We start from the raw sequence: 26,004 nt of genomic DNA on the forward strand, positions 1-26,004 counted from the left end.
ATTCTTTTTCTATTAAAAACCTATATACTAACAGCTGGAGTATAAAAATCCTCCGTTGGGAAGAACTCCTTCTTTGTTTTCGAATCTTGGAGCTTAATGATATTTTTCTTGTCCTTATCTAAAAAAATCTTAAAAATTTGCTTTTCTTTCGTTTCATCATTTGTTAGTTCTACATTATCGCCAACAATTTTAACGGATTCAGAAATCCATGGATAATCCACTAAATCAAAATAATGCGTACGAGGGGTAAGGTTTTTATCCAATTTAGCTCCTTTTTCTACAGAGTAAATTACTTTCAGAGCAGAAATATGAGGTTGCTTTTTGTAAGAGCTAAATTCTTTATCCGAATGAAATTCAAGATAGATTTTATAAATCATCCTGTCTTCATTAGCGATAATAATAGAATCCTTTACTTCCATCTCCCATTGAAAAGCAAGCATCCTATTATCTTCAAAAATCCTTTGGTAAGGAGATTTTTGCACTTTTTGTTTGGTAATTTTTTCAGGTGGTGGAGGAATAGATTTTTTCTTCTTTTGTCCAAAAGCCACAAAGTGAGCCGCCACCATGACAATTAAAAGTAATTTTTTCATAAGTTAATCTAATTTAAATTCATACGAAAATCCTTCGTGGATTAAATATTTATTGAGGTGTCTATTTAGTTACATACTAATTGACTTTGGGAAACTGGAGAACGTTCTACAATTCTTTTTATTAATTTGTTAAAGATAATCTCTTTGCTCTGTGAGCGATTGATTCTAAAACTATACTCAGCTAAATAGCGGTCTATATCAAACTCTGAAACCCAAGAATATATACCTCGTATCCAAGACTTTACTTGATGTATTACCTTATGTAAAGTTGTTTATTTTTCTCTTCTGATAGCTTTGTAAAACAACGTCTATTATTTTTATAGTTTTCAGCTATACATATTTTCAACAACTCAATATGGTCTTTCACGTAACATCTCTATAATTTCCTGTTCAGTTTCTTTATATATGTTCATAGGAATAGATATAGATATCTTATTCTTATAAGAAGCTATTTGTTTAAAAAAATCACTATCAAATAAATCTAAGCTGAGAAAACTATCTGTATAGTATATGTTTGTATAAAACCAAACCTCTTCCATCCCCAAAGTATAGAAAATATCAAAATACTCTTTTATGACATCAGATAACCAAGAAAGATAATCTACTAATTCATCGTCAGCTATATAAACTTTAGGATGCGATAAAGAAATACAACCAAAGTCATATTTTTCACCTTTTTTATTCATATCATTTGGATGGATGATAGAGTCTATCTTAATCTTATTACCTAATATTTTAAGTATTTCATCTATTAATAACTCTGTTCCAAATATATCTATGGTGATATAATAAGCAATCATATTTATTCTAATTTATCTCCTGTGTTTATCCATATATTTTTTTATTAGTACGAAACATCTCTATAATTTCCTGTTCAGTTACTTCATATATGTTCATAGGAATAGATATAGATATCTTATAAGAAGCTATTTGTTTAAAAAAATCACTATCAAATAACTCTAAGCTGAGAAAACTATTTGTATAGTATATGTTTATAACAAAACAAGCCTTTTCCATCCCCAAAGTATAGAAAATATCAAAATACTCTTTTATGAAATCAGATAACCAAGAAAGATAATATACGAATTCATCTTCATCTGTATAAACTTTAGGATGCGATAAACCAATACAACCAAACTTATATTTTAATTCATCGTCATCTATATAAACTTTAGGATGCGATAAAGAAATACAACCAAAGCCATATTTTTCACCTGTTTTAGGGTTCTTATCATTTGGATGGATGATATTCCCTATCTTAATCTTATTACCTAATATTTTAAGTATTTCATCTATTAATAACTCTGTTCCAAATATATCTATGGTGATATAATAAGCAATCATATTTATTCTAATTTATCTCCTGTGTTTATCCATATTTTTTTTATTGAGATGTCTATTTAGCTACATACTAATTGACTTTGGGAAACGGGAGAACCCTCTACAATTCTTTTTATTAATTTGTTAAAGATAGTCTCTTTGCTTTGTGAGCGATTGATTCTAAAACTATACTCAGCCAAATAGCGGTCTATATTAAACTCTGAAACCCAAGAATATATACCTCGTATCCAAGACTTTACTTGATGTATTACCTTATGTAAAGTTGTTTATTTTTCTCTTCTGATAGCTTTGTAAAACAACGTCTATTATTTTTATAGTTTTCAGCTATACATATTTTCAACAACTCAATATGGTCTATTACGTAACTTCTTTATAATTTTCTGTTCAGTTTCTTTATATATGTTCATAGGAATAGATATAGATATCTTATTCTTATAAGAAGCTATTTGTTTAAAAAAATCACTATCAAATAAATCTAAGCTGAGAAAACTATCTGTATAGTATATGTTTGTATAAAACCAAACCTCTTCCATCCCCAAAGTATAGAAAATATCAAAATACTCTTTTATGACATCAGATAACCAAGAAAGATAATCTACTAATTCATCGTCAGCTATATAAACTTTAGGATGCGATAAAGAAATACAACCAAAGCCATATTTTTCACCTTTTTTATTCATATCATTTGGATGGATGATAGAGTCTATCTTAATCTTATTACCTAATATTTTAAGTATTTCATCTATTAATAACTCTGTTCCAAATATTTCTATGGTGATATAATAAGCAATCATATTTATTCTAATTTATCTCCTGTGCTTATCCATATTTTTTTATTGAGGTGTCTATTTAGCTACATACTAATTGACTTTGGGAAACGGGAGAACCCTCTACAATTCTTTTTATTAATTTGTTAAAGATAGTCTCTTTGCTCTGCGAGCGATTAATTCTAAAACTGTATTCCGCTAAATAGCGGTCTATATTAAACTGTGAAACCCAAGAATATATACCTCGTATCCAAGACTTTACTTGATGTATTACTTTGTGTAATGTAGGAAAATTCTTTCCGTCATTACTCGGTTTTTGAGTTACATTATAGTCTTTTATAGGTCTATAGCCTTTCCACTGGTCAGTAGTAACTTGTGCTGTTTTACTAATATGTTTGTCAAATATTGTTCGTAATGATTTTGAGGAAAAATCAGATATTTTTAGTGCTTAAAAGCGCTTTACTTTGCCTTGGTTACTAAGTTGTATCGTACAAAGAACTTTCTTTTTCTTTGTGTCATAACTTCTACCTTGTTTTCCTTCCTCTTTTCCTCCTATGGTAAATTCATCAACCTAAACGCTATCATTCATTTTGTGCGATTCACTGGATTTCATAGCTTCTCGGACTTTTTGCATAAAATAATGTGCAGTCTGACGACTAATTTCATAACGACGAGCAACTTGTGAGGCTGATAACCCTTTAGTTGTAGTTGTCATTTCAAAACATATAAAAAATGCTTTACGTAACCCAAATTTTAGTCTATGAAATAGTGTTCCAGCTGTAGGACTTTCTGTATCTCCACAGATATTACAAGTGCGTGAAAAATCTTTTCTGACTTGGTATTTTGTATGACCACATTTGCGACAGCAATACCCTTTTTCCCATTTTATGGAAGCTAAGTATTCTTCGCAATCTAAGTCTGTTTTAAAGCGTTCAGTAAACTCTAAGAGGCTTTGTCCCTTAAATAATTCCATAATACATTAATTTTCAGAGTGCAAATATATGAAATTATTTTGGCACCTCAATTTTTCTTTATTAATTTGAGCTTTTATTCTGTCTTAATTTCCTTACAACCCATACCAAAAATAGTACAATCATCACACTGAAAGTCATCATCCCGCTAATGTTTTTTAGAAATGTGCAGACACTCCCCAATTGAACAAGCGTAGGAGACAACTCAGGATAACTTTTGAGAGTAATGAAGATACTGATATTCTCAGAATAATCAAAAAAACTGGTAATCAATGGTAAATAACACAAACCTTTTAACCATTTATTTTGTATGGAGAGTTGTTGTAATAGCCTGATGATAATCCAAGTATAAGTCACTGCAAAAAGGCCTGGATAAAATATATCAAAAAATAACTGAGGAAAAAGATAGTAACTTCGCCCCTCACTTCCTAAGGCTGTATATAGTGCTTGCACCTCTTCCAAAGTATAGCCGCCTGACCTAATATCCAATATAGGTAAGCCTTGCGAAAGTTTTTGCAAATGAGGGATACTCATAAAAATGATTAATGAATAAAGCAAATTAGTTACAATAAATATTATCCATATCTGGCGATTATTCTTATTTCCAAATAAAAATTTATTCATATATCTATTATTTTATTAAATTATTTATTGAGGTGTCAAAGTATTTTCAGAGTGAAAATATATGAAATTATTTTGACACCTCAATCTATTTTTTCTTCTTTGCCGTTTTTATACCACTGGTGATAATATCCTTAGTGATATCCCAATTGCGTGCAGGCGAATAGGCGCGTGCATAGTAAATAATCTGTAAATGAAGCTTATTCCATTTGCTTTTGGGGAAAAATTTCTTAGCATCTTTCTCACTCTGTACGACTGTGGAACCATTGGATATTTCCCAGCGCTCAAGCATCCTATGTATATGAGTATCCACAGGAAAGGCTGGCACACCAAAGGCGGTACTCATCACCACACTGGCTGTCTTGTGTCCCACCGATGGCAACGCTTCCAAGGCCTCAAAACTTTGAGGAACTTCCCCTCCATACTTATCTATAAGGATATGCGATAGATGATAGATGCCATGCGACTTCATAGGGGATAGCCCTACTGGCCTTATGATCTCTTGTATCTCTTCTTGGGTAAGTTTGATCATATCATAGGGATTGTCCGCCTTAGCAAAAAGCAAAGGAGTGATCTGGTTCACCCTCGCATCGGTACATTGGGCAGAGAGCAACACTGCAATCAGTAGGGTATATGGATCTTTGTGATCCAAGGGTATAGGAGGATCTGGATATAGCTCCTCCAAGGTCTCGGTGATAAAGTGTAGCTTCTCTTTCTTATTCATAGGCTTTTTGTATCTCTATAGGCTAACAATCGGCCATACTCACCGCTACCGCAAGTCCTGCTTCGGAAGTTTCTTTGTATTTTGTATTCATATCCTGGGCTGTTTGCCACATAGTCTGAATTACTTTGTCCAAAGGTACTTTGGCATTCTTTGGATCTGTATCCAGTGCCAGCTCGGCTGCATTGATCGCTTTGATGGCTCCCATGGCATTACGCTCTATACAAGGGATTTGTACCAAGCCTCCTATAGGATCACAGGTAAGCCCCAAGTGGTGTTCCATCGCTATCTCAGCGGCAATCATCACCTGCTCTGGAGTACCTCCCCATAATTCACATAGTCCCGCTGCCGCCATAGCTGAGGAAACTCCTATCTCAGCCTGACAACCTCCCATAGCGGCAGAGATGGTAGCCCCTTTTTTGAAGAGACTTCCTATAATACCCGAGGTAAGCAGAAAACGCTCTATCTCCCTGTCACCTGCCTGAGGATTATCTATGGCTAAGTAGTAGAGTAATACGGCAGGAATAACCCCCGAACTACCATTGGTAGGCGCTGTAACTACACGCCCCAAAGAGGCGTTTACCTCATTGACAGCAAGGGAAAAACAGGTTACCCACTTGAGTATTTCTCTAAAATCTACTTTCTTTTGACGAATAGCCCCAAGCCATCCTTCGAAATTGGTATAGGGCAGATGTTCGCCCATGAGTTTCTTATGAATATCGAAGGCGCGCCTTCTTACATTGAGCCCTCCTGGCAGAGTCCCTTCGGTATGGCAGCCTATATAGGCACATTCTATCATTGTATGCCATATACGAAGTAGCTCCGAATGGATCTTAGCTTCTTCTCTTAGGATCTTTTCATCTTCGAAAATGATATCGGATATATTCTTTTCTTCTCGCTGACAGTGAGCAAGAAGCTCTTTCGCAGATTCGAACTCGTAAGGAAATGACCTCTGCTCTTCTTTTTTCTCTGCTGCACCCTCTTCCGATTTTTCTTTAACGATAAATCCTCCCCCTATGGAGTAAAAGGTTGAGGCATAGTCTTCTATTGCTTCTCCCGTTGCGGTAAAGGTAATCCCATTGGCATGGAATGGAAGAAATTTTTTATTGAAAACAACATCTGTTGCTGGATCAAAATCAATAAATCGCTCCCCTGCTAAGTGTAACTTTTTATCCTTACCTATCTGACTTATGATAGTACTGATACTATCCACAGGTATATATTCAGGATCAGTACCACTCAGCCCCAACATAGCAGCTAAGTCCGTGGCATGTCCCTTCCCAGTGAGTGAAAGAGAACCATATAGATCCACACGCACATGTTGTACCTTTTCTAATATTTGTCTTTGCCTTAGCTCCTTTAGGAAAGCTTCTGCAGCACGCCAAGGTCCCAAGGTATGGGAACTGGAGGGGCCTACCCCTATCTTAAGCATTTCGAAAACACTTACGTATTCCATAGAATTTTACAGAAATTATTTTTCGCAAAGTTACGAATTTATAATCAATTTCTAAAGTGTTCTCTCTATTTTTTTATATCTCTACTGATTCTCAAAAAGGGAGATTACTTGATTTTTTCAAGCTGTTCTTTTATTTGTTGAACTATGCTACTGCGGTCTATTCCTAAGCCTTCTTGTTGGGCTGCGAGTTCTCCTTTTGTATTGAAGACACTAATAATATTCGAATGGGAAAAATCCACAGGAGATATCTGCTTGTAATTCACTGCCAACACAGCTGCAAACTCGCGGGTCTTTTCTTCATCCGAACGCAAGAATACCCATTGGTCATCATCCATATGGCTCTCTTGGGCAAACTTCTTGAGGTGTTCTGGAGTATCTACCTTAGGATCTATACTTACCAAGATATACTTTACCTTCTCTTTGTGAGGGGCTTCTGATGCCTCTACTGTTTTGCGTATCTCACGCATATCCGCAATAAGGATAGGGCACGCTGCCTTGCAGGAGGTATAAATCATCACCACTACCAGGACATTCCCTTGGAAATCTTTCCACTGCACCTGATTTCCATTCTGTGTAGTCCAAGTATCTGGAAGATTATAGATAGAGAGATCCGAAATCTCAGTAGCTCCCCCCTCTTCTTTTTGAGATTTTGTGGCGGTATTCTCTACCGTCTCAGAAGGGGTTTCGGCTTCCTTAGCCGTATCTGTTGTATTGTTTTTACAGGCTTGGAGACATATAACCCCCATAGCCAAAAGGAAAAACCTTTTCATAATGGTTTATTATTAATTGTTATTTTTTACCTATTTTCAAGGGGTTAAGAGAAAAAACACAAATATTGATCATTGAACATTAATCATTATTTTGCGCATCTAAACCCTAAGTTTTTTGTAGTATAGTTAGCCTTGAGGCTGCCTCGAAGGGAATAGCGCATAAAGGCCCCATAGTTCGTAAGATCCGTAGCATTCAGAGCACTCCCCCCACAGAAGAGACCATCATCTCCAAAATTATCCTTGCGTGCCTCTCCTGAGAAGAACACACTATTGAAATCACTCACCCACTCCCATACCAGACCATGCATATCATACACTCCCCAATAGTTTTTTTGGGTACTTCCTATTTTGTTAGCATAGGTGTTGGGAGTCTGTAGCCAATGGGTGATATAATCGGAATAGCTTTTCTTCTTACGTGCATCTGCCGAAGTCTCATCAGCTCGGGCAGCATACTCCCATTCATCTATTGTAGGAAGGCGTTTCCCTTGGCATTCACAATATTTTTTAGCAGCAAACCAAGACACATTTGTCACAGGAGCCTCAGGATCCAAAGGAGAAAAATCCAAATCACTTTTCCAAGCAACAAGGTAGCTCTTTTGAGCAAAGATTCCCTTAATCTTGGAGCGTTGCCACTGAGGGTTTTTCTCTAAAAAATCTCTATATTGGGCATTGGTAACCGGATATACATCAAAAAAAAATGAGGCTACCCTTACCGCCTTGGTCTTTTTCTGTCCTTCCTTGACGCCATACATAGGGATATAGCTTCCCCCCTTTATCTCTACCATAGGGGTAGGAGCTTGTGCATATATGCCCTCAAGTAAGAATAGCAAGCAGACTAATAGTCGTTTTTTCATAAGTGAGTAAAAAATAAGGGGGGCACAAAAAGCCCCCCTTTTCATCCTGTTATTTCTTTATCTTTTGTACCATTTCTGGAGTAACAACCTTTTTGCTATTATCCCAAGTGTTATAGACATAGGTAAGTACATCGGCTACTTCCTGTACAGAAAGTGGCTGAGGGGTCATTACATTGTTATATTTCTTTCCATTTACGGTTACCTCTCCTTGTTTCCCGTGTAGTACTATGTCGATAGCTCTATCTACATCGGCATTAAGAAAGTCTGATTTGGCCAGTGGAGGAAAAGCTCCCTCTAATCCTTGTCCTTGTGCTTGGTGACAAGCCACACAAGTCTTGGTATAGATTACCTTTCCATCGGCTATTTGTTGTTCTTTTGTCTTATTGACAATCACATCTTCTTTAGGAGTTACTGCTATAGTGACATCCGATACGTAGGGTTTAGGTTCATTCTTACCATATATCTTACGATTCTCTTCCCCTTTGGCTACCAATAATCCCAAAGCACCTTTGTTAAAAGCGCGGAAGATGGAGTGGTCTACCAGTACATAGGAGCCTGGCACATCTACTTTGAACTCTACAATAGCAGCCCCTCCAGCAGGGATAAGGGTAGTCTGTACATTTTCATTGGTAAGTTTTCCTCCTTCTACATGTACACGATCAAATATTTCTCCAATTACGTGGAATGAGGATACCATATTAGGTCCTCCATTTCCTACAAATAGGCGGACAGTTTCTCCAGGATTGGCTGTAAGAGCTCCATCTTGGGTAAGGGAACCTACCTTTCCGTTGAAGAGTACATAATCAGGCTTTTCAGCCAAGGCTTTGTCTTGATTGAAGGCTTGAGTACCGCCTGCTCCATAGGCTCCATCAGTATAGAAGTCTCCTTGCATCACGTAGTACTCTTTATCCACTGGGGGAAGTCCTCCTTCGGGTTCTACTAAGATCAGTCCATACATCCCATTGGCGATGTGCAAGGGCACAGGGGCTTGAGCACAGTGGTATACATAGAGTCCTGGGTTAAGGCACTTGAAGCTGAAGGTACGTTGCTGACCGGGAGCTACCAAGGAGGCTTCTGCTCCTCCTCCAGGTCCTGTTACAGCATGAAGGTCTATGTTGTGGGGAAGCTTGTTGTCTTGGTGGTTCTTCAGAGTAAACTCTACCTCGTCACCTACTCGAGTACGGATAAAGCTTCCTGGTACAGTACCTCCAAAAGTCCAAAAGAGATACTTGGTACCATCCATGATTTCTCCTTCTTTCTCAATAATCTCCAAGTCTACTTTTAGCTTCATCGCTTTACGTGTGCCTACTGGCTTAGGTACATGAGGTGGAGAGGTAAGCTCTGCGACTACAGCTTCTCCTTCTACAGGAATATCTGTGGTGGGGATGGGGGTTGTTGTTTTTTCGGGTTCGCTGCCTCCACAAGCTCCTACAAGGAGAGAAAGCGCGAGAAGAATTGTTAGTTTTTGGGTATACTTTTTCATTTATTAGTACTTTATATGTGGCACAAAAGTAGTACTTAATTTTTTTAAATACAAACATTTTAACACAAAAAAATAAAAAAGGGTTTTATAAAGAAATAAAACCTAAATAGCTAAAGCATGAATACAAATTAGAAGTTTTTACTACAGATATTTTCCGTAAAAGGAATTGAAAAGATTGTAACGATATGTTTAAAGTTACAAACTCGTATAGCATGATTTAGGGAAGAATCAAGAGACAAAATCAAAATTACGTTAATTAATCGTGATTTATAAGCCATTACTTATTAATTTCGTATCTTTGCGCTAAAAAAGAATATAATGGATACAACCAATCTTCCCATCTCTATTGAAAAAGTAGCCAAAAGTAGGCTATCTGAGGTTGATTTCTCAAAACTTAACTTTGGGCAAATCTTCTCTGACCATATGTTCATCTGTGATTATAAGAATGGACAATGGCAAGATGCTCGTATAGTGCCTTATGGGCCTTTCTCTGTAGAACCTTCCCTTAGTGTATTCCACTATGGACAGACCATTTTCGAAGGGATGAAGGCTTACAAAGATGACCGCGGGGAGGTATTCCTCTTCCGTCCTACGGAAAACTATGCGCGCATGAACAAATCTTGTAAGCGTATGTCCATGCCAGAGTTCCCTGAAGAACTTTTTGACAAGGCACTAAAAACTCTGGTGGATTTAGACCGACTATGGATACAACCAGGACTGGGTAATGCTCTATACTTACGCCCGTTCATGATTGCAACTTCTGCTGGAGTGCAAGCCAATCCTTCTACTGAATATCGCTTTATGATCATCACCTCTCCTGTACAGAGCTATTACAAAGGAGGAGAACTAAAAGTGAAAATAGCCGATCACTATAGCCGTGCAGCCAATGGAGGTGTAGGGTTTGCTAAAACAGGAGGTAACTATGCTGGACAATTCTACCCTACTGCCTTGGCTAAAGAGGAAGGTTATCAACAAATTATCTGGACGGATGATGCCACTCACCAGAAGTTAGAAGAATGTGGTACCATGAATGTGGTAATTCGTATAGGAGATACCCTAATATCTCCTCCTCCTACCGAACGTATCTTGGATGGGGTCACTCGCAAGAGTGTCTTTGCTGTAGCAGAGAAGTTGGGTATTGCCATTGAGTCTCGCTCTATCACAGTAACAGAGGTATTGGAAGTAGCCAGCAAGGGTACCCTCAAGGAAATTTTTGGTTGCGGAACCGCAGCAGTAATCAGCCCCGTAAATGCATTTAGCTATGAGGGTAAGGAATATCGTTTACCTGATTTGGAGGATAGTTACGCCAAGCGTATCAAAGAATTCTTACTTAATATACAATATAATAAGTCTGAAGATCCTTTCGGATGGCGTGTAAGAGTCTAATTCTTAGAGAAAAAAAGAGGCTGCCCCAGTAGGGCAGCCTTTTTTATGCTTAATAATCACCAAGGGTTTCGGGATTTTGAGCCAATGCTTTGGCCAATTGTTCGTCATTGGGTGCCTTGCCATGCCATGCATGGGTACCCATCATGAAGTCTACCCCATGTCCCATCTCGGTATGAAGGAGTATACATACAGGTTTTCCTTTGCCTGTAAGTGCTTTTGCTACTTTGAGTCCTTCCAAGATAGCTGCGATATCATTTCCTTTTTCTATGGTTACCACACTCCAGCCAAAAGCCTCAAACTTAGCCTTGAGATCTCCTAAGGGGAGTACTTTATCGGTAGGCCCATCTATCTGTTTGCCATTGTAATCGACGGTTGCGATAAGGTTGTCTACCCCTTTGCCAGCAGCATACATCGCTCCTTCCCATATCTGTCCTTCTTGTAGTTCTCCATCTCCATGTAGGGTATAGACCAGGTGAGAGTCTCCGTTGAGCTTCTTAGCCAAAGCAGCACCTATGGCTACTGAAAGACCTTGCCCTAAAGAACCTGAGGCTATACGTATCCCTTCCAAACCTTCGCATGGAGTAGGATGCCCCTGTAAGCGTGTGTCGAGCTTACGAAAAGTAGACAGTTCGCTGACTGGAAAGAAACCCCGACGAGCCAATACGCTATAGAATACAGGCGAAATATGCCCATTGGAAAGGAAAAATAGATCTTCTCCCTTCCCATCCATCGTAAAAGGTAGCTTGATGTCCATTACCTCATTATATAGGCAGACTAAGAACTCAGCACAGCCCAATGAGCCGCCTGGGTGTCCAGAGCTAACTCCGTGTACCATTCTCAAAATATCCCTACGCACTTGGGTGGTAAGGTCAGTAAGTTGTTGAATATCTGACATTTTACTATAATTTTATGTGTGTTTATTTTATAAAATACTCGTTATCAATATTTTAATTTCTTTTCTTAAGTTCAAAATTATTCCCCAGATACACTTCTCGTACCATAGGATCATAGGCCAATTCCTCTGGTAGACCGGCCTTGAGTATGCCTCCTTCGTACATAAGGTAAGTACGGTCTGTGGCTGGGAGGGTTACCTCTACACGGTGGTCGGTAATAAGAATACCTATATTCTTGTTCTTGAGCTGAAAGACAATATTCTGTATATCTTCCACAGCGATAGGGTCTACCCCTGCGAAGGGTTCATCCAAGAGGATAAAGTCAGGGCTAGTAGCCAAGGCGCGTGCTATCTCGGTGCGTCGGCGCTCCCCTCCAGAGAGTAGGTCTCCCCTATTCTTGCGAATATGCCCTAGGTTGAACTCATCAATAAGGGACTCCATCTTATGGATCTGCTCTTTCTTACTGAGCTTGGTAAGCTGTAGTACCGAAAGTATATTATCCTCTATACTCATCTTTCTAAAGACACTGGGCTCTTGGGCTAAGTATCCTATCCCATGCTGAGCACGCTTGTACATAGGAAACTTAGTAATCTCTGTATTATTCAGATAGATATGCCCAGCATTGGGCTTTATAAAACCTACTATCATATAAAAAGAGGTAGTCTTCCCAGCTCCATTAGGCCCCAGAAGACCTATGATCTCTCCTTGTTTTACTTCCAAGGAAATCCCTTTGACCACTCTTCTTCCTTTGTATTCTTTGACTATATTTTCAGCTCTTAGTGTTTTCATATTTTACTTTGATCAATTCTTGAAATAATTTTTCTTTTTCTGGGGTAAGCCTATGGTTCTTGATAAGGTTTTTCTGTACACTGATCCATCTGTATAGAATAATGGCCTGTGGTGTTTTCTCTGAGGACATGGGCAAGCGACCATTTTTCTGTACAAAATCAGACAATGAGTTGTAATTCTCCTCCCATGTGCGCTTTTTTACTGCCTTTTCTATGATAATCTCGTAATCCTCAGGGTATTCCTTCCCTTTCAGCCCTACATAGGATCGCTGAAAAAAAACAAAGGTATCTGAAGCATCAGCTTTGAGATTGGTCAATACACTTTTAGAATGGGCATTAGGTCTATATGGAGCTAAGTATTGAATGATTTCCTTAAGGGAGATGGGCAAACTCTTGTCTTGCAAATATTCCCTGACGATGTCTCTAATGGTTCCTCCCTTGAAATTCTTTATACTTTTCTCCCATTTTTTGAGCCCAAAGTAACTACTTCTCCCCATAGGAATAAAGCCATAGGCTCTTCTCAGTGCCGAACGGACTCCTGTATGGGTAATATGAGTATTGGGGTATAGCTCTTTAACTTTTTCTGTAATTTCATTCACTGATGAGGGTTTCCCTAATATATCCAAGGCTTCATAAGCATACTCATGAATCTGTTTGTAAGTATTGCGAGGAATGATGAGCATCCCCTCTTCTACTCTGAGAGAAAACTCTCCCTTTAGTACATGAGCTACTATAGGTATCATTCGCTCACAAAGAGCAGCATCGGCTTTCCTAAACTTTAGTAGGTACTCGTTTAATGGCAAGCCATAGTCCTTTTCTACCTTTTCCTTAAGGAGTTCACTTACACTCTCTACCAGCTTTTCCCATGGTAGTACAGATGCTATTTCACTGGAAACCAAATAGATTCCCTTCCAATTATGTCTGGTTTTCTTCTGTGAAAAACGCAGATACAATACATCGGCAAGGTTCCCTACTATACTGAATCGCTCTAAATAGATATGAAGGATAAAATAAATAAAATTCTCCGTAAAATCAGTATGGCTCTGTTGGTTGATCCATTGTACTTGCTCAGGGGAGAGAGAGAGTACTTCCGAGGAAATATCTATCTGACCACGAGCGAATAGATCTGTTTCAAAGGACTGAATGATTGTTAGTTTGCTAAGAAAATCTAAAACAGCCTGATTGCGAATTTGCCTTACTCGCTCATGAGTAATCTGCATCTGCTTGCCTATGGTCTTAAGCTTTGCACCTTGTGTCTGATTATAGATCCTAAACGCCTTAGAAAAAAGTGCTATTTTACTTTCATCGAACAAGGCTGGAGTCTTGAGAAAATAATCTGCAATTTTAAAAATTCCCAATAGGGTCACCTCCTTAGGAATTTTCTCTATAGGATAGATACTTTGTATAAAAAACTTTTTCTTAAACTCAGGCAACTGCTCGGGATCTGTTATTGTGGATAGTGCAGTAACAAATTTCTTTATATGCTCGAAATAGGCATGAAATTCCCCTCCATTTCTACGTCCTATTCCTTTCATTTTAAAAGATTTACACAATGGATCTAAGGCATATTCACAGAAAATCTGCAAAGGTACTCCTTGCCTAAAATAGGTATTAATCACAGTTTTTAGTCTAGGAGAGAGGGACTCTGTGAGCATCCCTATATACTCCTGGAGAATCTCTTGAGCAGCAGGCGACAAGGTATCTATACTGAAGTGAGAAGGTTCATAGGGAATGTCGGAAAAGGATTCTTCAAAAGTCGTAAATATAATACTTTTAAGCTCCTCCTCTATATAAGTATCTGTATTTTCTACAGACATAAAATACCCCTGTTCGCGATAATAATTGCGAATATCCTCCAAGGTATGCCACTGTTGCTGTAGGCAAATACTATAGGTTCGTAAGCTTATTTTACTATTTCTTAATAATTCTCTCAGTTGCATTATAGTAGACTAAAAAAGAAAAGAACTCTTCTCAAGAGTAAGGTGATTTATTTTTTAGAAATCAAAACGATAAGGCATGTGATTGAATTCCTCTTCTAAGAAAAGCCAATCTTGTACATTGGATACTATAGAATACACCATTTTCTCTGTGAGAACTTCCCCTTTGTACAGCTTTTCGATAGTCTCCAAAGAAGCTTCATCATTGAGATATTCTGTTTCCTCTCCAAAGAAAATAGTAGCCCAATCCTTATAGAACTCTGGGTCAGTCGAGAGGTGCTTTAGGGTAAATATCTCTTGCTCAGTCTCGAACTGCCAAATAAGTTCCCAAGGCTTATTCTCTTGAGCATAGATCACAAAAGGAATATCCTGTTCGTGATAATTTTTTCGATAGAAAGCCTGAAATTCCTTAGGAATCCGTTTTTCAAAATCAGCTGAAACTGTCTGAAAATTCTCACAGACACTGGGGACGATGATACACCCTTTCTCTGTGAAGAACAAATGAAGGGAAGGGCCATCTTCTTCCTCAAAATCAAAGCCTATACGTGCTTCTTGTCCCTCATATTCTTCTTGAATAGCTGGTGCATATCGGTGATAAGTCTCGAACTCTTGTCCACAGATAAGCAAGTCCAATACGGCTTGTGCCTTACAGATTTTTTTTAACGTCAACCAATGAGGTATCTGCTCTAAATCAGGAGTAAAATTCATTTTTGGTATATCAATTTAATTTAATTTTTTGTCTTTTCTGTACATATTTGGCCACAAATATACTTGCCTCATAGAGTATAAGTATAGGAATAGAGACGATCACCTGACTGGCCACATCAGGGGGAGTGATAATTGCAGCAACGATTAAGGTAACTATAATGGCATGCTTACGATACTTGCGCATGAAGTCGGGAGTAACAATTCCTAATTTTGCTAAGAAATAGATTATCACAGGTAGCTCAAAGATAAGCCCGCAAGAGATAACTGAAGAGCGTAGCATATCTATATAAGAAGCTATATCTATCTCATTCTTAACCATTTGCTCTCCTCCTACGACAGAGTAGGTAGCAAAGAAATGAATCGATAGAGGGGCTATGACATAGTACCCAAAAAGTACCCCAACAAAGAATAATACAGAAGTAACCCCTATGAATCCTCGTGCCATTTTTCTCTCCTTTTCATAGAGCCCTGGGGAGATAAAGCGCCACATCTCATACATCAGGTAGGGGAATCCAACTACAATACCTGTCCAAAATGAAATCCATAGGGTGGCCGAGAACTGTCCTGTCATCGTTCTATTCTGTATCACCAGTGGCAAACGGTCATTACAGAAATCTGTTTCAGAACCTAAGAACCGCCCTATCTCACAGAAAAATTTGTACGTAGGAAAGTTCCCCATGGTATGGGGTAGAATCACATATTTGAAAATGTAACTCTTAAAGAAAAAGGCTAAGAGAGCTACAGTGATGACAACAACGATAGAGCGAATCACATGCCAGCGCAACACTTCCAAATGGTCAAGAAAAGACATTTCCTCTTGAGGTCTCTCCATTACAAATCTATTTTTTGAGTATCGTTATAATTTACTTTTTGCTTGATCGTACCTCTCTCTAAGCGAATCACCGCTGGATTGGCACGTACCATTGTTTTCAGCGGGGTAACATCCATCGCATAGAAATCAAAAGAAAGTCCATATTGTCCCAATAGTTCCTGAGCTTTCTCAGGAGAAGGAGTAAGTCCTATGACCTTGTACCCTTGCTTGAGAGCCTTATCTGTCAGTTCTTTGATAGGACGGAAACCCTCCAAATTGGCTTTTCCCAGATCATAAGAAGTAACCAAAAGTAACTTGGGTTCAGCAAGTATTTGATTGGTAACATCCTCTGCGTCTTTCATTATCACAAAATCGTGAACAGGAGGCTCATACCCCTTGGAAACGAGCTCTGTTTTTACAGAAATGTAGGTACCTCCTTCCACTTCGGGGTAAGCCCCTTGAGTGGTAATAATCTGTTCTTTGTCCCCTACTTTGAATTTCCAATGATAATCATATACTGCCTTGGGAGCATTGGCGGGAATTTCCTTTTCCTTATTGATATCCACCCCTACTTTATAAGGACGAAAATCAATTATAGGTAAGTGATTGTGAGTGTAGTATACCAATCCCATACAAGCAAGCACCGTGATTACCAATATAGTAAGACATTTTTGGGGTGAGAAGAGAGGGCTTATATATCCACGAGCATACCACAGTGCAGCTGCCAATACCAAGAGTACCATATCCTTGGTAAAAGATCCCCAAGGGGTAAACTTCAGTGCATCTCCAAAACAACCACAATCTGTAACTTTGTTATAATAAGCACTATAGAAGGTAAGAAAACCGAAGAAAATAGTTAGCCCTAAGAGAGAAAGTAGCGTAAAATTTCTCAGATACCCCAAAAGCAACAACACTCCCAGAATAAGTTCAAATGCCACCACAAAAATAGCTATAGGGTAGGCATAAGGAATAAAAAAGGGCATGTCAAGTACATGGGGTTCGAAGTATTCTTCCAGTTTGAAAGAGAAGCCTACAGGATCGACCAGCTTCACAAAACCACTAATAATAAATACCACCCCTACTAAGAGGCGTACCAAAGAAACGCTAATTTTTTTCATTGTTTTTTATATTATTTTCTTGCGAAAGAATCAGTGCAAAAATAGCATAGTTTATCATATCTTGATAATTGGCCTTAACTCCTTCACTGATAAGCGTTTTTCCATCATTATCTTCTATTTGTTTGATTCTAAGAACTTTTTGAAAGATCAAATCCGTTAGAGAACTAATACGCATACTGCGCCATGCTTCCCCGTAATCATGATTTTTGCGGAGCATTAGTGCGCGTGTCTCCTCCACCATCTGCTCATAGAGGGATAGTGCTTGTTCGTAATTCAGATCAGGTTCATTAACTACTGACTTTTCTATTTGTATCAGTGCCATGATGGAATAATTGACTATTGCTACAAACTCGGTAGTCTCATCTTCCTGTATTTTTCGTTCTTTAGTCTCCTGAAGGGTGCGTATACGCTGTACTTTAATATATATCTGATCCGTAAGTGAAGGCAAGCGAAGGGTTCTCCAGGCACTCCCATAATCCTTCATCTTATAAGAAAAAATAGACTGACAGTGTGCTATTACCTTATTATATTGGGAAATGGTTTTATCCATAACTGCTTTAGAAAATTGCCGTAAAATTCGTTTAAAAAAACAAGAAATCTAAAAAAATAACAAATCTTTAACCTTAGCAAAAGATTATTTGTTTTACGGAACAAAAGTATAAAAAATATTTTGATATTCAAAATAATTTTCCAACTTATTCAAACTATTTTTTAACCCAAGATATTAAGGTATATATCAAATAAAAATAGTATCTTTGCCCCAAAAACCATGCAATTATTCTACAACGATTCCCTATATCCTCAAGTACAAGAAGTTACCTTTGACAAGGAAGAGAGCAACCACATTCACAAGGTATTACGAAAAAAAACGGGAGATCTACTCCACATCACCGATGGCAGAGGATACCTGTATGAAGCACAGATACAATATATTACAGACAAAAAATGCACTGCCCATATCCTCTCTCATAGCCTCGCCCCTACCCCAGCTTACCACTTACATATAGCTGTTGCCCCTACCAAGATGAACGAACGCTATGAGTGGTTCTTAGAAAAAGCCACTGAAATAGGTGTACATGAGGTTACACCTATCCTATGCGATCATTCTGAGAGAAAGACAATCAAAACCGAGCGCTTTGAGAAAATTCTCCTCTCGGCCATGAAACAATCCCTACAATGCTATAAGCCACAACTGAACCCTCCCATAAGCCTACTTGAATGGTTGGATACCATAGAGAGTAATAGTGTTGGAAAATATGTCGCCCACTGCCAAGAAGGAGCACGTGTACTCCTATTGGATAGGCTTGAGGAGCTTCCTCAAGAGACCACCAATCTTTGGGTACTCATAGGCCCTGAAGGAGATTTTTCTCAAAGAGAAATCCAAAAAGCATGCTCCAAGGGGTTCCTACCTGTCTCTTTATCCCCTAACCGATTACGCACGGAAACCGCTGCCATCGTCGCTTGTAGCTGTATTTCCGATATTTTTCAAAGAAAAAAGTAATTTTTTCAGTCTTCTATTGTATTTATTTTCAATCTTTTATAAGAGTCCCTCGTCTTTATTTTCAGGATATTTACAATTTTTTTGCGATTTTTTTTGGCAAATTGACGAAAAAATTGTAATTTTGGGGAAAATTAATCACAATAGTATTTCATTCAATGTCAGAAAACGAAAAAAAATCCATCAACGAAGTTTCTTTGGAAACTCCCTTGCAGGAGAAGCTAGAAAACACCTCTCTTGAATCATCTCCCGATTTCTTAAATGAAATCCAGCAGGAGAATGCTCGCAGTGCCGAAGATGCGGAGGAGAAAAAACGACATGATATTCCTATGCTCAATTATGAGAATATGGATTTGGAAACACTACAGCATGAGCTGAAAAAACTCATAGATACTGAAAAAATCCCTTCTATCAAGACTCACGTAGAGGCTATTAAAAAAGCCTTTGATAACCACTATGCTCAGCTTATAGAAGAGAAAAAACAACAATTCCTAAGCGAAGAGGGGGCTGAAGAAAAAGATTTTTCTTTCTCCCTTCCTATTCGTGATACCTTCTACAAAACTTATCAGCTATACAAACAACAAAAAGCTGCTTATCAAAAACAAATAGAAGGAGATCTCAAGAAAAACTTAGAAAGTAAACAAGAGATTATCAATGAAATAAAGAATCTTGTTTCCTTGGGCAAGGACGATATCGCATGGGATACCAATACCCTCTTGCGCAAATTCCTTGACCTGAAGAAAAAATGGTATGAGATAGGAGCTGTCCCTAGAGAACATTATAATGACATTTGGAATAACTTCAATCATCATACAGATAACTTCTTTGACTATCTGAGCCTCACGCGTAACTATCAAGAAAACGATTTCAAGCAAAACTTGGAAAAGAAAAACAAACTGATAGCAAGAGCAAAAGAACTTCTTCAGGAAGCTGATATTCAGAAGGCTTTCCGCGAATTACAACTTCTTCACAAAATCTGGAAGGAGGAAACCGGACCTGTGGAAAAAGAATACCGTGAAAAGCTATGGGAAGAGTTCAGTACTATTACTAAGGAAATTCACGATAAGCGACAAGCCTTCCTCAAGCGCTTAGAGGCTTCTTTTGTAGATAACAAACATAAAAAATTGGGCGTAATTAGCCAAATAGAAGAAATCAACAAACAACAATTCTCCTCTCACAATGATTACCAAAAAGCCATTGCAAGGGTGAACGAATTGCGCGAAGAGTTCCAAAAGATAGGTCGTGTACCTCAGGAAGATTCTGAACCTATTTGGCAACGATTCATCGAAGCTATACGCACTTTCAGCAAGCAAAAGAACCACTTCTACAAAGAGAATAAAAAGACTCAAAATGAGAACATAGCAAAACGCCAAGAACTGATTGCTATTGCCAATGAGCACAAAGATAGCTCTGACTGGGAAGTGGTAACCCCTCTTATCCAAAAAATCCAAGAAGATTGGAAACAGATAGGAGCAATCCCTCGCAAGCTCTCCAATGCCTTGTGGGAAGAATTCCGAGGCGCTTGTAACCATTATTTCGACAGACTACACAAGGAAAGAAAGAAACAGCACAAGGAAGAAGATGCTCATATAGAACAGAAAAAAGCACTCCTTGATCAGCTAAAAGCTTTCGTCCTTACAGGCAATAAAGAGGAAGACATAAAAGTCCTTGAAGATTTCCAAGAAAAATGGAATGCTTTAGGCAAACTTCCTGAAAGATTGCGTATGGTAGACACCCGATTCAATAAAATTATGGAGGCTATCTATAAGAAATTGAATTTCGATAAAAAGCAAATAGAACTTATCAAATACAATAACAAGCTTGATCATCTCCCTGAAGGAAGTAACTCTCTTATGCGAGAAGAAATCTTCATCCGCAAGAAAATAGAAGATACCCGTAAGGAAATTCTACAATTGGAGAACAACTTACAATTCTTCACCAATATGGACGAAAAGCATCCTCTGATGAGAGAGGCAGTAAAGAGCCTTCATGATCATCGAGAATCCTTAACTCTATGGGAAGAAAAATTAAAAGAACTTCGCCTAAAAGAAGCTAAGGAAGAAGCTGTCACTGCGGAGGAAAAAGCCTAAGGGAGAGCATTTCTACTGGAATAATTCCGAAAAGAGTGTCATACTATTTGTAAAAACTGCTCTTGTAAAGAGGGCAGTTTTTCTTTCCTTGATATAACTATATTGATTTTCAATTCTTTATTTTTAAAGAAAAAAAATCATTCAAAATATTTGTAAATACAAAAAAAAGTTGTATCTTTGCACCCGCAATTAAGAGTTATTATTATTTGCAATAGTGAGTTTATAGTTATGGTTTAGGAGAGGTGCCGGAGTGGTAACGGAGCAGATTGCTAATCTGTCGGCGGGTAACTGTCGCCTGGGTTCGAGTCCCAGTCTCTCCGCTTTTTTATCTTAACTTATTCGGGGTGTAGCGTAGTCCGGTTATCGCGCCTGGTTTGGGACCAGGAGGTCGTAGGTTCGAATCCTGCCACCCCGACTTTATTTTTTGTGGCATAGTTAATTTTTTAAATTTGAGGTCACGTAGCTCAGTTGGATAGAGCATCTGCCTTCTAAGCAGACGGTCACAGGTTCGAATCCTGTCGTGATCACCTTCGGGGTGTAGCGTAGTCCGGTTATCGCGCCTGGTTTGGGACCAGGAGGTCGTAGGTTCGAATCCTGCCACCCCGACAATAATACTTCTTATATATCTTCCTCCCTACTTTTTTATAGTTCCCTTTTTTGAAAGAAAGCTACTAATTTATCCAAGGCTTTTCCTCGGTGACTTATGTTATTTTTTTCTTGAGGAGTCATTTGGGCAAAAGTAAGTTTTTCCCCTTTGGGTAAAAATACAGGATCATAGCCAAAACCACCTTCTCCCCTACGTTCTTGAGTGATCTCCCCTTGGGCTATCCCTTCAAAAGAATAATGTTGTTCCCCTACACAAAGGGCAAAAACAGTCTTGAAGCGAGCCTGTCTTTCCCCTTTACCCTCCATATTCTTGAGCAATAGGGATATATTAGCTTCATTATTTTTCTCTTCCCCAGCATACCGTGCTGAATATACCCCAGGAGCATTGTTCAAAGCCTCAACTTCCAAGCCTGTATCATCAGCAAAGACATCATATCCATATTTCTCTTTTACATATAGCGCCTTTTGCAGTGCGTTTTCTTCTATAGTGGGAGAAGTCTCAGGAATATCCTCAAAGCAGCCGATTTCGTCCAAAGTAAGGAGTTCTATATCAGCAGGGAGCATACTCTGTACCTCCTTTAGTTTATTCTTATTATGAGTAGCAAATACCAATTTCATTTGATTACATTTTTACAGTTGTCATAATTTTCTCAACCAAGGAGCTACTTACTATCTTTTCATCCTCAGGATAGGTAAAAAGAATCATCTGAATAGCCTCTCCTCTTATAAAGAAGTAACTCTGATAGCGCATCTTTCTCACCTCTTTTTCCTTTTGTGTAAAAGAGCCAAATACCTTGTGCCCAGCTACCCCTTGTGCTGTGGTGTAAGTATCATCTTTTATGAGTATATTCTCCCCTTTGAAGTATTTCTTTAGCTCCTTTTCTATCATCCTAAGAACTAATTCGTTGAGCTCTTCTTGGGTTCTTTCTTGAGAAGCCTCCCCTTCTTGTCCTGTATAAAACTCGCTTAGATATTCCTTCAAGCTATTAGTAATCAACATGATAGAAATCGGACTATCGGAAGTAATATAAGTGAAGCGGTCTAACTCATTGGCTTTCTTTTCCCTTTTGAGCACCTCTGGAGTAGAGAGAGTAACAGCAGGATAGCCATAGGAGCTGGTGATCCAATGTTCTGTATTGAAAGTCTTTTCTTTACCTATGGTAAAGGCATACCAAGTACCTGCTAACAAAGCAAAAAGCAGTACTACCGCTGCCGATAGGGTGATTATATATTTTCTCCGCTTGCTTTTTCGCTGTTTTTCAAGCCTTATACGCTGATATTCGTCCTGCATATCCTCTTCTTGGGTCATATCAGGTAGCCCTTCATTGGTTTTTACCACGATAGACTCTATGGCCTTGCGATCACTCTCAGCCTCGTAATCCTCGGGTTTGGACTTGGCAAACTTAACCAAATCGGCTTTCTTCAATACCGTTCTGAGTTCATCCATTACTTGAGAAGAGAGATGGAGCTTTCCTGCATCCAAGAATACTTGTAGTTTGGCTAAAAGCTCATCAGTGGTACTTTCTGTAGCGGTGATATGTATCTCTTCTTCCAAATACTTACGAATAATATCTGTGAGAACGGAATAATATTCCTTGTGATTGGATTCTAACAAATAGCGAGAATTTTGCAAGTTTTTGAGCTTGAGTAATGCCCTGTCAAAAGGAGGTAGTGCTGCCTCTGTATCCAATTGTTGGCCTTTCTTTTTCCTGATAAAAAACCAATAAAGACTAAAAAGTACAGTCAAAAATACAATCCCTCCTACTATCCAATACCAAAAAGAGCTATCACTCTTAGCTTTTTTTACTTCTATAGCTGGCTTTATAGGATAGAGAGGCTGCTTAAGAGTATCCAAGACCACATCATGAACCACAAAAGAGAGAGAATCAGTCTGGTACTGATCCTTATTAACCCCAATTCGCAGCGAAGGCAGGGTATAATGTCCTGAATCGAACTGAGTGAGAGCATATTCCTTAATCAATCGGAATCGGTCACGCTCCTTGAAGGTATCCACAGGAGTCTGGCTAACGACCTCAAAGGGAGCAAACTGTTGCGCATCGGGAAAGGAAACCCTGGCGGTAGAGTCGGCTTCTACAGCAATTTTATAATGAATCTGTTCCCCTATTTTCATCTCACTGCGATCAGGGGCTGCCGAAATTTTCACCTGTTGCCCATAAGAGAGGAAAGGCAACAGCAGAAAAAGGAGATATATTTTTGTTTGCATAGCTTAAGCCCTATATTTGAAATATCCTAATAGTTTCTTGGTATAACTCTCATCGGTGCGGCACTGAAGTATTCCTGCTCCCAAGCGCCGGAAGGTTCTCTCGAAATAGTTGGTTCGCTCCTTATAGAAAGCCTCATAAGCTTTTTGTACCTTACTTGAGGTAGTATCTATATAAGAGAGTTCTTCTGTCTCAGCATCTTTGGCCAATATCACCCCTACATTAGGCAGGGTCATTTCTCTAGGGTCATATAAGCGTATACCTGTCAGGTCATGCTTACGAGCGGCTATCTGTAGAGGTTTTTGGTAATCATTCCCTATAAAATCCGATAGTACAAAAGTAATGGTTTTCTTCTTAGTTATCTTATTGAGAAACTCAAAAGCTTTGGCTATATCCGTCTGTTTGTTCTTAGGCTGAAACTCAATGAGTTCTCGTATGATACGTAAGATATGAGATTTCCCTTTCTTAGGTGGGATATAGAGCTCTATCTGATCAGAGAAGAGTATAAGTCCTGTCTTGTCATTGTTTTGCAGGGCGGCAAAGGCCAAGGTAGCCGCTATTTCAGTGAGTATCTCATTTTTGAACTGTTGTAAAGAACCAAAGAGCTCACTACCACTGACATCCACCAGTAGCATGAGAGTAAGTTCTCGCTCTTCTTCAAAGACCTTGACATAGGTTTCGTTGTAGCGAGCTGTTACATTCCAATCAATATTACGGATATCATCTCCATATTGGTAAGGGCGTACCTCGCTGAAGGTCATCCCACGCCCCTTGAAAGCAGAATGATATTCCCCTCCGAAGATGTTGTCACTCAGCCTCTTGGTCTTTATCTCTATCTTTCTTACCTTCTTTAAAATTTCTTTTGTATCCAATTTTTTAATGATTAATTATCAATAGTCAATGGTTAATTATTAATGATTAATGATTAATGATCAATTATCAATAGTTAGTACTATTATTACACCAACATTAATCACTAAACATTGATCACTGCTACAAATATCATGCAAAACTACAATACTTTTTCTAAAAGTTTTTTTAAAATGGAATATTTTTTTACTATAGGAGAAAAATTATCATCCAATTAAGAAATCTATTTTATTTTTATATATTTTTTATATAAAACAAGGGCGAATCAAAATTCGCCCTTATTCCTTTTATCATTTACTATTAATCATTGATAGCCTTAATACCTGGGAGTATCTTTCCTTCCAAGCTTTCCAACATGGCACCTCCACCGGTAGAGACATAGCTCACCTTGTTTTCGAAGCCAAATTGTTTCACTGCCGCTACTGAGTCGCCACCTCCTACTAAGGAGAAAGCTCCTTTTGCTGTTGCTTCAGCGACAAATTCGCCTACTGCAATAGTCCCTTTGGCAAAATTAGGCATTTCGAACACCCCTACAGGGCCATTCCAAAGAATAGTTTTAGAAGCCAAGATTACTTTCTTGAAGATTTCCAAGGATTTTTCTCCAGCATCCAAGCCTTGCCATCCATTAGGGATTTGGTCGATAGGCACTAACTGAGTAGATGCATTGTTATTGAAGTCATTAGCTGCTATTACATCCACAGGGAGATGTACTTGTACACCCTTTTCTTTAGCTTTTTTAAGAATATCCAAAGCCAAATCCAGCTTATCTTCCTCACAGATAGAGTTACCTATCTGTCCTCCTTGTGCTTTGACAAAGGTAAAAGCCATCCCTCCACCAATGATTAGATGGTCTATCTTATCCAAAATATTTTCTATGATGGTAATTTTGGAAGATACCTTAGAGCCTCCTAAGATAGCCGTTACAGGTTTTTCACCTGATTTCATCACCTTGTCGATACTTTCTATTTCCTTGGCAAGGAGATAACCGAAGTACTTATCATGAGGGAAGAACTTGGCTAAGATTGTAGTAGAAGCATGGGCACGGTGAGCAGTACCAAAAGCATCATTTACATATATATCCCCAAGCTTAGCGAGCTTAGCGGCGAAAGCTTCATCTCCTTTTTCTTCCTCAGGATAGAAGCGTACATTTTCCAGTAGGAGTACCTCCCCTACAGGTAGGTTTTTAGCTGTATTTTCAGCAACATCACCTATACAATCAGGCGAAAAATGAGTAGGTAACCCCAATACTTGACCAATTTGTTTTACCAAGTGAGAGAAAGAATACTTATCATCCTTACCCTTAGGGCGTCCAAAGTGAGAGAGCAGAATAGCACTACCTCCATCCCTTACGATTTTCATAATCGTAGGCTTAGCCGCCTCAATACGAGTGGTATCGGTGATTTCAAATTGTTCATTGACAGGCACATTGAAATCCACACGCACCAACACTTTCTTGCCTTTGCAAGAGATATCATTGATGGTCTTCATATATGATAAATTTAA

At 38.5% G+C, this 26,004-nt stretch carries 24 protein-coding genes, 4 tRNA genes and 3 pseudogenes; 7 read left to right on the top strand and 24 right to left on the bottom strand.

What is annotated here, in order from left to right; all coding sequences use genetic code 11:
- Positions 1-20: 20 nt before the first annotated feature.
- From CGC50_RS01850 to nirK, 13 genes and pseudogenes are all read right to left on the bottom strand, one after another.
- The gene (locus CGC50_RS01850) at positions 21-590 is read right to left on the bottom strand and encodes a hypothetical protein (protein WP_095909453.1); all 570 of its coding nucleotides are present in this window, start codon (positions 588-590) and stop codon (positions 21-23) included.
- A 65-nt stretch (positions 591-655) separates the two neighbouring features.
- Positions 656-859 (bottom strand): annotated as a pseudogene (locus CGC50_RS01855) (IS1595 family transposase); the annotation flags it as partial.
- 81 nt (positions 860-940) lie between these two features.
- Positions 941-1,390: a hypothetical protein gene (locus CGC50_RS01860; RefSeq protein ID WP_095909454.1), complete on the bottom strand. Its 450-nt coding sequence runs from the start codon at positions 1,388-1,390 to the stop codon at positions 941-943.
- A gap of 25 nt (positions 1,391-1,415) precedes the next feature.
- Positions 1,416-1,934 (bottom strand): hypothetical protein, encoded by a 519-nt coding sequence (locus CGC50_RS01865; RefSeq protein ID WP_095909455.1) that lies wholly within the window; start codon positions 1,932-1,934, stop codon positions 1,416-1,418.
- Positions 1,935-1,990: 56 nt separating this feature from the next.
- A pseudogene (locus CGC50_RS01870) lies at positions 1,991-2,191 on the bottom strand (IS1595 family transposase); the annotation flags it as partial.
- Between the two features lie 84 nt (positions 2,192-2,275).
- Positions 2,276-2,725, bottom strand: coding sequence for a hypothetical protein (locus CGC50_RS01875; protein WP_095909456.1), 450 nt, complete (start codon positions 2,723-2,725; stop codon positions 2,276-2,278).
- 55 nt (positions 2,726-2,780) lie between these two features.
- Positions 2,781-3,671: pseudogene (locus CGC50_RS01880) on the bottom strand (IS1595 family transposase).
- A gap of 61 nt (positions 3,672-3,732) precedes the next feature.
- The gene (locus CGC50_RS01885) at positions 3,733-4,293 is read right to left on the bottom strand and encodes a hypothetical protein (protein ID WP_095909457.1); all 561 of its coding nucleotides are present in this window, start codon (positions 4,291-4,293) and stop codon (positions 3,733-3,735) included.
- Positions 4,294-4,378: 85 nt separating this feature from the next.
- A complete protein-coding gene (locus tag CGC50_RS01890) occupies positions 4,379-5,014 on the bottom strand; it encodes an endonuclease III domain-containing protein (RefSeq protein ID WP_095909458.1) in 636 nt (211 codons plus the stop codon).
- A 22-nt stretch (positions 5,015-5,036) separates the two neighbouring features.
- Positions 5,037-6,467, bottom strand: coding sequence for an L-serine ammonia-lyase (locus CGC50_RS01895; RefSeq protein ID WP_095909459.1), 1,431 nt, complete (start codon positions 6,465-6,467; stop codon positions 5,037-5,039).
- Between the two features lie 104 nt (positions 6,468-6,571).
- Positions 6,572-7,237, bottom strand: a complete 666-nt coding sequence (locus CGC50_RS01900; protein WP_198541628.1) for an SCO family protein — start codon at positions 7,235-7,237, stop codon at positions 6,572-6,574.
- 86 nt (positions 7,238-7,323) lie between these two features.
- Positions 7,324-8,091 (bottom strand): formylglycine-generating enzyme family protein, encoded by a 768-nt coding sequence (locus tag CGC50_RS01905; RefSeq protein ID WP_095909460.1) that lies wholly within the window; start codon positions 8,089-8,091, stop codon positions 7,324-7,326.
- A gap of 49 nt (positions 8,092-8,140) precedes the next feature.
- Positions 8,141-9,574 carry a copper-containing nitrite reductase gene (gene nirK / locus CGC50_RS01910; protein WP_095909461.1) on the bottom strand — a complete coding sequence of 478 codons (1,434 nt, stop codon included), beginning with the start codon at positions 9,572-9,574 and terminating at the stop codon, positions 8,141-8,143.
- A gap of 318 nt (positions 9,575-9,892) precedes the next feature.
- Between nirK and CGC50_RS01915 the strand changes: the two genes are divergently transcribed.
- Positions 9,893-10,960 carry a branched-chain amino acid aminotransferase gene (locus tag CGC50_RS01915; RefSeq protein ID WP_095909462.1) on the top strand — a complete coding sequence of 356 codons (1,068 nt, stop codon included), beginning with the start codon at positions 9,893-9,895 and terminating at the stop codon, positions 10,958-10,960.
- Between the two features lie 49 nt (positions 10,961-11,009).
- On the opposite strand, the gene CGC50_RS01920 is transcribed toward CGC50_RS01915, so the two are convergent.
- The 7 genes from CGC50_RS01920 to CGC50_RS01950 are packed head-to-tail and all read right to left on the bottom strand — an operon-like array spanning position 11,010 to position 17,765.
- Positions 11,010-11,855 carry a transketolase gene (locus CGC50_RS01920; RefSeq protein ID WP_095909463.1) on the bottom strand — a complete coding sequence of 282 codons (846 nt, stop codon included), beginning with the start codon at positions 11,853-11,855 and terminating at the stop codon, positions 11,010-11,012.
- Between the two features lie 52 nt (positions 11,856-11,907).
- Positions 11,908-12,642 (bottom strand): LPS export ABC transporter ATP-binding protein, encoded by a 735-nt coding sequence (lptB, locus tag CGC50_RS01925; RefSeq protein ID WP_002668457.1) that lies wholly within the window; start codon positions 12,640-12,642, stop codon positions 11,908-11,910.
- Positions 12,623-14,581, bottom strand: a complete 1,959-nt coding sequence (locus tag CGC50_RS01930) for a helicase associated domain-containing protein (RefSeq protein ID WP_095909464.1) — start codon at positions 14,579-14,581, stop codon at positions 12,623-12,625. The genes lptB and CGC50_RS01930 overlap by 20 nt, the downstream gene beginning before the upstream one ends.
- Before the next feature lie 54 nt (positions 14,582-14,635).
- Positions 14,636-15,286 carry a hypothetical protein gene (locus CGC50_RS01935; RefSeq protein WP_002668218.1) on the bottom strand — a complete coding sequence of 217 codons (651 nt, stop codon included), beginning with the start codon at positions 15,284-15,286 and terminating at the stop codon, positions 14,636-14,638.
- A gap of 10 nt (positions 15,287-15,296) precedes the next feature.
- Positions 15,297-16,118, bottom strand: coding sequence for a twin-arginine translocase subunit TatC (gene tatC / locus CGC50_RS01940; protein ID WP_095909465.1), 822 nt, complete (start codon positions 16,116-16,118; stop codon positions 15,297-15,299).
- The gene (locus tag CGC50_RS01945; RefSeq protein ID WP_095909466.1) at positions 16,118-17,215 is read right to left on the bottom strand and encodes a BT_3928 family protein; all 1,098 of its coding nucleotides are present in this window, start codon (positions 17,213-17,215) and stop codon (positions 16,118-16,120) included. Before CGC50_RS01945 ends, tatC begins: the two co-directional genes overlap by 1 nt.
- The gene (locus CGC50_RS01950; protein WP_095909467.1) at positions 17,202-17,765 is read right to left on the bottom strand and encodes a DUF1599 domain-containing protein; all 564 of its coding nucleotides are present in this window, start codon (positions 17,763-17,765) and stop codon (positions 17,202-17,204) included. Before CGC50_RS01950 ends, CGC50_RS01945 begins: the two co-directional genes overlap by 14 nt.
- A 219-nt stretch (positions 17,766-17,984) precedes the next feature.
- Here CGC50_RS01950 and CGC50_RS01955 point away from each other — a divergent pair, with 219 nt between their 5' ends.
- The 6 genes from CGC50_RS01955 (at position 17,985) to CGC50_RS01980 (ending at position 21,409) form a co-directional block, all read left to right on the top strand.
- Positions 17,985-18,716 (top strand): 16S rRNA (uracil(1498)-N(3))-methyltransferase, encoded by a 732-nt coding sequence (locus CGC50_RS01955; protein WP_095909468.1) that lies wholly within the window; start codon positions 17,985-17,987, stop codon positions 18,714-18,716.
- Between the two features lie 155 nt (positions 18,717-18,871).
- On the top strand, positions 18,872-20,803 hold the full coding sequence (locus tag CGC50_RS01960) for a DUF349 domain-containing protein (RefSeq protein ID WP_095909469.1): 1,932 nt from the start codon (positions 18,872-18,874) through the stop codon (positions 20,801-20,803).
- 236 nt (positions 20,804-21,039) lie between these two features.
- A tRNA-Ser gene (locus CGC50_RS01965) sits at positions 21,040-21,123 on the top strand.
- 20 nt (positions 21,124-21,143) lie between these two features.
- Positions 21,144-21,218 (top strand) — tRNA-Pro (locus CGC50_RS01970).
- A gap of 38 nt (positions 21,219-21,256) precedes the next feature.
- Positions 21,257-21,330, top strand: a tRNA-Arg gene (locus tag CGC50_RS01975).
- A 4-nt stretch (positions 21,331-21,334) separates the two neighbouring features.
- Positions 21,335-21,409, top strand: a tRNA-Pro gene (locus CGC50_RS01980).
- Positions 21,410-21,445: 36 nt separating this feature from the next.
- Here the strand turns inward: CGC50_RS01980 and CGC50_RS01985 are convergent.
- The 4 genes from CGC50_RS01985 to CGC50_RS02000 form a co-directional block, all read right to left on the bottom strand.
- Entirely contained in the window at positions 21,446-22,027 is a 582-nt protein-coding gene (locus CGC50_RS01985) for a non-canonical purine NTP diphosphatase (protein WP_095909470.1), read from the bottom strand.
- A gap of 4 nt (positions 22,028-22,031) precedes the next feature.
- On the bottom strand, positions 22,032-23,633 hold the full coding sequence (locus CGC50_RS01990; protein WP_095909471.1) for an oxygen tolerance domain protein: 1,602 nt from the start codon (positions 23,631-23,633) through the stop codon (positions 22,032-22,034).
- Positions 23,634-23,636: 3 nt separating this feature from the next.
- Positions 23,637-24,503 carry a DUF58 domain-containing protein gene (locus tag CGC50_RS01995; RefSeq protein ID WP_095909472.1) on the bottom strand — a complete coding sequence of 289 codons (867 nt, stop codon included), beginning with the start codon at positions 24,501-24,503 and terminating at the stop codon, positions 23,637-23,639.
- Between the two features lie 298 nt (positions 24,504-24,801).
- Positions 24,802-25,989: a phosphoglycerate kinase gene (locus tag CGC50_RS02000; protein WP_095909473.1), complete on the bottom strand. Its 1,188-nt coding sequence runs from the start codon at positions 25,987-25,989 to the stop codon at positions 24,802-24,804.
- Positions 25,990-26,004 lie beyond the last annotated feature (15 nt).

Origin of the sequence: Capnocytophaga gingivalis (assembly GCF_002302415.1) — a bacterium.
In the GTDB taxonomy this organism is placed as follows: domain Bacteria; phylum Bacteroidota; class Bacteroidia; order Flavobacteriales; family Flavobacteriaceae; genus Capnocytophaga; species Capnocytophaga gingivalis.